The following is a 6,332-nucleotide window of genomic DNA, read 5'->3' as shown; positions in this document are numbered from 1 at the left end:
GATTTCCCAATACGTAAGACCCCTGGAAGAACACCAGGTTGATAGGCTCGGGGTGGAAGCGCGGCAACGCGTGGAGCTGACGAGTACTAATCGGTCGAGGGCTTATCCTAAAGCAACGACAACAGCGCATCGTTTCGTATCCGGTTATCAAGGTGTAAGCCTTGAAAGATAAATGATCTGGTGGCAATGGCGGAGGGGAACCACGCGTACCCATCCCGAACACGACCGTTAAGCCCTCCAGCGCCGATGGTACTTGGACCGAAGGGTCCCGGGAGAGTAGGACGCTGCCAGGTCGAACAGCAAGAAGCATCTCTTTGGGATGCTTCTTTTTTGTTTTTGCCGGCATGCTTAGAGAGAGCATCGTTGAGCCGATAAGATTGCGGTCGGGGGAGAAGCCAAGCTCCGCTGTAACTGGAATGCCTGCAGTGGCAAAATCCGTGCGCAGACGCGCATCGACAAAAGCGTCTCTGTTGGAGACAGGGCGGGCGATGTCAGGTCCCGCCAATCGATAATTTTGGGGGGCGATCCGATCTTGACCGTACCGATTTTATTTTCTTTAAGACGGAAAAAACCTTCACAAAAATAAATAAAAAAAGGAGTATTGTTTTATTTTTAATACTTGTGATATGATGCAGACAGGAAAAAGATGTGAGCAAGCGGCCAGGAGGGCTTTTATGCATAAGGTTGCAATTGGCATCGATATCGGCGGCACTTACATCAAAAGCGGTCTCGTTGGATCGTCCGGGCAAATCTGGGAACGCCAATCCACGCCGACCGAAGCCGGCAGCGGCAAGAATGACCTCCTTGCCAAAATCGCACGGATTGTGCACGGTTACGAACGCACGGCAGCGAAGCTGCATCTGGATCTCGCAGGGATCGGAATCGGTACAGCGGGGTACGTAAACCTTCAAGGCGTCGTTGGCAGCGCGACGGGGAATTTGCCCGGCTGGCAAGGTACGTCGATTCGGGACGAATTGCAGGGCAGCGTTTCCTTGCCTATTTTCGTGGACAACGACGTGAATGCGGTTGCATTGGGAGAGCTCTGGTTAGGGGCAGGACGCAACCGGGACGATTTTATATGCCTGGCTCTGGGTACGGGCGTCGGAGGATGTTTGATTACGGGCGGCAAACCGTATCGCGGAAGAAACGGATATGCGGGAGCCTACGGGCATCAAACGATCGCGGTAGGAGGTCACCCCTGCACTTGCGGTCAGAAGGGCTGTTGGGAGCAATACGCCTCCGTTACGGCATTAAAGCGAATGACCGCAGAGATGGCGGATGGAGCCGAATGGTCCCGTTCGCCCGAAGACGTTTTCGCTGCGGCGCGCAACGGCGTTGCGAAGGCCGTTGAAATTGTCGACCGTTACGCGGAAAACATCGCGATCGGTACGGCCAATCTCATCCACCACTTCAACCCAACCGCGATCGTCATTGGGGGAGCGATAACGGCTCAAGGAGATTTCCTGTTCGAGAGAATACGGAACCATGTTCGCCGGCTTACGCTGCACGGATTTGCAGATGAGCCCGAATTGCCCATCGTGCCGGCCGAACTGGGCCATATGGCCGGAATGATCGGCGCGGCGAAACTTGTTTGGATGCAAAGCTGAACGGTTTGTCCCCGCAAAATTTAAAGCGCTTACTCGAATTTGTGTAAGATAAAGTTACGTTTCTATTGTTAAAAAAGTGCTTTTCAGGAGAATAATTTGTCTTTAAATCATAAGAATAAAGATTTTTCCGTTTTCTTCGTATAAAATGGTGTTATTAAGCACGGGCGAAGCCAAAATAGGCGGTGAAAAGTGTGAGAATATCTAACGTAGAGGTCTTTCCTTTGACGCTGCCGATGAAGCGAAACTTTGCCGTCTCGGGCGGAACCGTCGGAGAAAAGAGCCGGGGAGCTCCGCATGTATACGTAAGAATAACGGCCGATAACGGCGCGGAAGGCTGGGGAGAGGCCAGACCGAGCCCCCGATGGAGCTATGAGACGTTGGAGTCGGTCGTGACCACTATCGAAATCTATTTGAAGCCCGTTTTGCTGGGGATTGCCGCAACCGATCTTCAAACCGTTCACGCCCGGATGAACAAGGAAATCAAGGGGGAAGCGGGTCAGCCGATCGCCAAGGCGGCGGTGGATATGGCGCTGCACGACTTGATCGGGTCGGCGAACGGTCAGCGGTTGGCCGATATGTGGTTCACCGGTTTCCATGCCTCGACCAGACTTTCGTATCTAATCAGCACCTTCGATCCGGCAGAAGCGGAACGAAACGCGTCGGAAGCCAGGTTCAAAGGTTATCGGGGCGTCGATGTCAAACTGGGACTGGATGCGAATAAGGATTTGGCCGTATTGGAAGCGGTGAGAGGCGCAGCGCCGGACTTGTTCCTCCGTGCCGACGCGAACCAGGCTTACTCGCTGCAGCAAGCGGTTCGGATCTCGAAACAAATGGAGCGAATCGGCGTCGACGTGCTCGAGCAGCCGCTGAAGGCCAACGATCTGCACGGGCATGCGGAGCTTCGCAGGAAAACGTCCATCCCCATCGCGCTTGACGAGAGCATCTGGACGGCGGGCGATCTGATCCAGGCCATTCGGGCGGAAGCATGCGATTTCGTCGTCATCAAGCTTACGAAGATGGGCGGCTTGTCCGGGGCGAAGCGGTGCGGGGAAATCGCGAGAGAAGCCGGATTGGATCTTCTTGGCGGAGGTCTGACGGAGTCCAGGCTCGGATTGACCGCCAGCGCGCATCTGTTTCAGTATTTGCGGATCGCGCCGCCGGTCGATTTAAACGGGCCGCTGTTTCTGGAGGACGATCCGGTTGGCGCCGGACCGATCATCAACGAGGGAGAAGTCACATTGCCTGATAAGCCCGGAATCGGCTGCGAGATCGCGATGGAAAAGGTCGAAAAGTATCGTTCGAAAGGAACTGCCAAATTTTTTTAGCTAAAATTGAAGAAATTATCCATATTTAAATTTAGACAAAAGAGAAATTTTTCTTGTTTCGGACGGTGGATTTCGATTGGGAGGTGGTGCGATTCGCTATACAGGACTGCGTTGCCAAGTCTTTGTTTTCACGAAAGATGACCATTAAGGGAGGCGTCAAGGAAAACAATGCTCAGAAAAAAAACGTTGGCGTTCATTAGCTCGACCGTTGTCGCTCTTTCTCTGCTGGCCGGTTGCGGATCGAATAACGATGCCGCAAACCCTGCAAGCGGAAGCCCGAGCGCAAGCTCCGGCGCGAAACCTCAGGAAAAAGTGGAGATTTCCTTCTGGACGACGTACTCCGACGCGGACGCGGGGCCGATTACCGCGCTTGTCGACAACTTTAACAAAAGCCAGGACCGCATTACGGTCAAAATGCTCGGCAACCAGGATCCGACGAAACAATTGACGGCCATCTCCGGAGGTGCGGCCCCCGATGTGCTGCTGACCTATTGGAACAATATCGGTCCTTGGGCGGACGCCGGCGCCGTTCTTGATCTGACGGAAAAAATAGCCCAATCCGGCTTCGACGTCAATGCGGTCATTCCCGCGGCGATGGAACGGATGAAAATCAACGGCAAGGTTTACGCGATGCCGTTTACGATGAGCATGGCGAGCTCGCTGATGTACAACAAGGCCGACTTCGAGGAAGCGGGAATCACGAAGCCGCCGGAAACGCTGGAGGAGCTGTTCGAATACGCGAAAAAGCTGACGAAAAAGGATGCCGACGGCAACATCACCCAGATCGGATTCATACCGGACTACCCGTGGATCGACAACGTGTTCTGGCCCATCATCTTCGGAGGCTCCTGGATCGACGAGGCTACGGGCCGAGTGACGCCGAACGCGGAAGCGAACGTGAAGGCCATCGCGTACCAACGTTCCTTCTACGAGGAGTTCGGACAAAACCAGATCGACAAATTCAAGTCAGGCATGGGCAAACGCGGTACGCCGCAGGATCCGCTTCTGACCGGCCAGCTCGCCATGTACATCGGCTGGGAGTATAACTTTATGCCCGAGCGGGGAGAAGACGGACCGATCGGCGTCGCTCCTTTCCCTTACCCGGCGGATCGTCCGGATCTGAAGGGCTCGGGGATGGTCAGCCCGCGCGCCGTCTTCATCCCGGCCAAAGCCAAGCACAAAGACGAAGCATGGGAATTCATCCAATACCTGATGCAGACGGACACGCAAGTGCAATATTCGCTGGATGCCCACGTGATTCCGACCCTTACGGCCGCGCTGAGCGACGACCGACTCTATGTCGATTCGAACAAAACGATGTGGCCGTTCTATGAACGAGCGAAGAGCGAGAATTTGAACGGCTTCCCGAACAGCCCCTACATCAACGAGTACTTGCAGGCGTTGACGGAAGAGACGGAGAAAGCGCTCAAAGGCACCTTGTCTCCGCAAGAGGCCATGGACAACGTGGCGAAGAAGATACAACCGTTGGCCGACAAAAAATAGCTGCGAAGCGGGCCGTTTCCATCGGCCCGCTTAGACTTGAAGGAAGGAGGCGGCACGGTTGGCGAAAGCGGTCCGCAACGAGAATGCGATCGGAATCCGCAGACGAAGCCGGAAAACGCTCATGACGGGACTTTTATTTACGAGTCCGTGGATCATCGGGTTTTTCCTATTTCAGCTCTACCCTATTCTGGCTTCGTTTTATTACAGCATGACGGATTACAACCTGTTCACCGCACCCGAATGGGTAGGGTTCGGCAACTATAAGAAATTGTTTCAGGACGACAAGTTTTATTTGTCGATGTACAACACCCTGTACATTACGGTAGTCGGCGTCGTGCCGCATATGGCGTACGCTCTGGTCATGGCCCTGCTCCTGAACGCCAAAGTGAAGGGACAGAGCCTGTACCGGACGATTTATTTTTTGCCGACGCTCGTTCCCGCCGTTGCGGGATCGCTGCTGTGGATGTGGCTGTTAAATTCCCAGTACGGCTTGATCAACATGGGACTTAGCGCCATCGGGATTACGGGTCCGAACTGGCTGGTCGATCCGGATTGGACGAAGCCTTCGCTCGTTCTGATGGGCTTTTGGGGCACCGGGACGATCACCGTCATGTACTTGGCGGCGCTCCAGGACGTACCGAAAATGTTCTACGAAGCGGCCGAAATCGACGGGGCGAGCAAGTGGAGGCAGTTCTGGACGATCACCTTTCCTTCCATCTCCCCGATGACGCTGTTCCAATTGATTATGATGCTGATCTCTTCCTTTCAGTATTTCACCGAAGGCCTCGTGTTCGCCGAAGCGACGCAGTCGACCGGCGGGCCCGAAAATTCGCTGCTGTTCTATTCGATCTATCTTTATCAGCAAGCCTTTTCCTTCCTGAATATGGGATACGCTTCCGCGATGGCCTGGATGCTGTTCCTGGTTGTCATGTTCTTCACGCTTTTGATCTTCAGGACATCCGCGCGCTGGGTTTACTATGGAGGTGAAAAGTAATGTCCGGCCCTTCGACTGCGACGGGAAGCCTGAAAACGCCGGGCAGGAAACGGAGCAAAGCCGCGAAAAGGATCGCTCGCTCGTTCGGCAAACATCTGGTTCTTTGTCTGGCCGGCGTCTTCTTCCTGGGCCCGTTCGCTTATCTGCTCCTGACTTCGGTCAAATCGATCGATGAAATTTTCGCCGTGCCGTTCGTCTGGTGGCCTAAAAAATTTTACTGGGAGAACTATTCGAATGCCGTAAAGGCAATCCCTTTTTTGCGATACACGCTGAATACGCTGTTCGTCTCGTTGATGTGCGTGCTGGGCGAACTCATTGCCGCCCCCTTGACCGCATACGGATTGGCCCGCATTCCCTTCAAGGGACGCAACGTCCTGTTTATGGTCATGATGGGGACGATTATGCTGCCGGCGCAGTCCACGATGGTGCCGCTTTACGTGCTCTACAACAAGTTGAATTTGGTCAACACGTACTGGCCATTGATTCTTCCCGCCTTTTTCGGCGCGGCGTACTATATCTTTTTGCTCAGACAGTTCTTCATGGGAATTCCGCAGGAAATTACGGAGTCGGCCAAAATGGACGGGGCGTCGGAATTCAGAATTTACTGGCAAATGATTTTGCCGCTGTCGATTCCGGCCGTGTTCACCGTGGGCCTGCTGGTCTTTTTGAACTCTTGGAAGGATTACCAGATGCCGCTGATTTATTTGAACGATCCGATCAAATGGACGCTGTCCGTCGGCTTGAAAGCGTTCATCGGCGAATACAACGTCGAATGGGGGATGCTGATGGCGGCATCGGCTTTGTTCGCCTTTCCGATCATCATTCTGTATTTCTTCGTCCAGAAAGTGTTTATTCAAGGCATTACGATGACGGGCTCCAAATAAACTTTTGCGACTCACGCAA

The 6,332-nt window shown here is 53.9% G+C and carries 5 protein-coding genes and 2 rRNA genes; all 7 read left to right on the top strand.

All coding sequences use genetic code 11. The features are described 5' to 3' along the window. Positions 1 to 110: ribosomal RNA gene (locus F560_RS0112685) — 23S ribosomal RNA — on the top strand; the annotation flags it as partial. Between the two features lie 66 nt (positions 111 to 176). Next, a 5S ribosomal RNA gene (gene rrf, locus F560_RS0112680) occupies positions 177 to 293 on the top strand. Between the two features lie 381 nt (positions 294 to 674). After that, positions 675 to 1,607 (top strand): ROK family protein, encoded by a 933-nt coding sequence (locus F560_RS0112675; RefSeq protein ID WP_019006110.1) that lies wholly within the window; start codon positions 675 to 677, stop codon positions 1,605 to 1,607. Positions 1,608 to 1,798: 191 nt separating this feature from the next. Then, a complete protein-coding gene (locus F560_RS0112670) occupies positions 1,799 to 2,932 on the top strand; it encodes a mandelate racemase/muconate lactonizing enzyme family protein (RefSeq protein WP_245554843.1) in 1,134 nt (377 codons plus the stop codon). A gap of 168 nt (positions 2,933 to 3,100) precedes the next feature. Then, entirely contained in the window at positions 3,101 to 4,435 is a 1,335-nt protein-coding gene (locus F560_RS0112665) for an ABC transporter substrate-binding protein (protein ID WP_019006108.1), read from the top strand. A gap of 121 nt (positions 4,436 to 4,556) precedes the next feature. Beyond that, a complete protein-coding gene (locus tag F560_RS0112660; RefSeq protein ID WP_051088328.1) occupies positions 4,557 to 5,429 on the top strand; it encodes a carbohydrate ABC transporter permease in 873 nt (290 codons plus the stop codon). Further along, positions 5,429 to 6,313: a carbohydrate ABC transporter permease gene (locus F560_RS0112655; protein WP_019006106.1), complete on the top strand. Its 885-nt coding sequence runs from the start codon at positions 5,429 to 5,431 to the stop codon at positions 6,311 to 6,313. Before F560_RS0112660 ends, F560_RS0112655 begins: the two co-directional genes overlap by 1 nt. The last annotated feature ends 19 nt before the right edge of the window (positions 6,314 to 6,332 follow it).

It is taken from the genome of Cohnella laeviribosi DSM 21336 (assembly GCF_000378425.1).
Lineage (GTDB): Bacteria > Bacillota > Bacilli > Paenibacillales > Paenibacillaceae > Cohnella > Cohnella laeviribosi.
This window is presented reverse-complemented; position numbering and strand designations above follow the sequence as displayed.

What these genes read in the sequence shown, in the direction of transcription:
- F560_RS0112665 (WP_019006108.1), top strand. Translation starts at nt 3,101, where the DNA reads ATGCTCAGAAAAAAAACGTTGGCGTTCATTAGCTCGACCGTTGTCGCT.
- F560_RS0112675 (WP_019006110.1), top strand. Translation starts at nt 675, where the DNA reads ATGCATAAGGTTGCAATTGGCATCGATATCGGCGGCACTTACATCAAA.
- F560_RS0112660 (WP_051088328.1), top strand. Translation starts at nt 4,557, where the DNA reads ATGACGGGACTTTTATTTACGAGTCCGTGGATCATCGGGTTTTTCCTA.
- F560_RS0112655 (WP_019006106.1), top strand. Translation starts at nt 5,429, where the DNA reads ATGTCCGGCCCTTCGACTGCGACGGGAAGCCTGAAAACGCCGGGCAGG.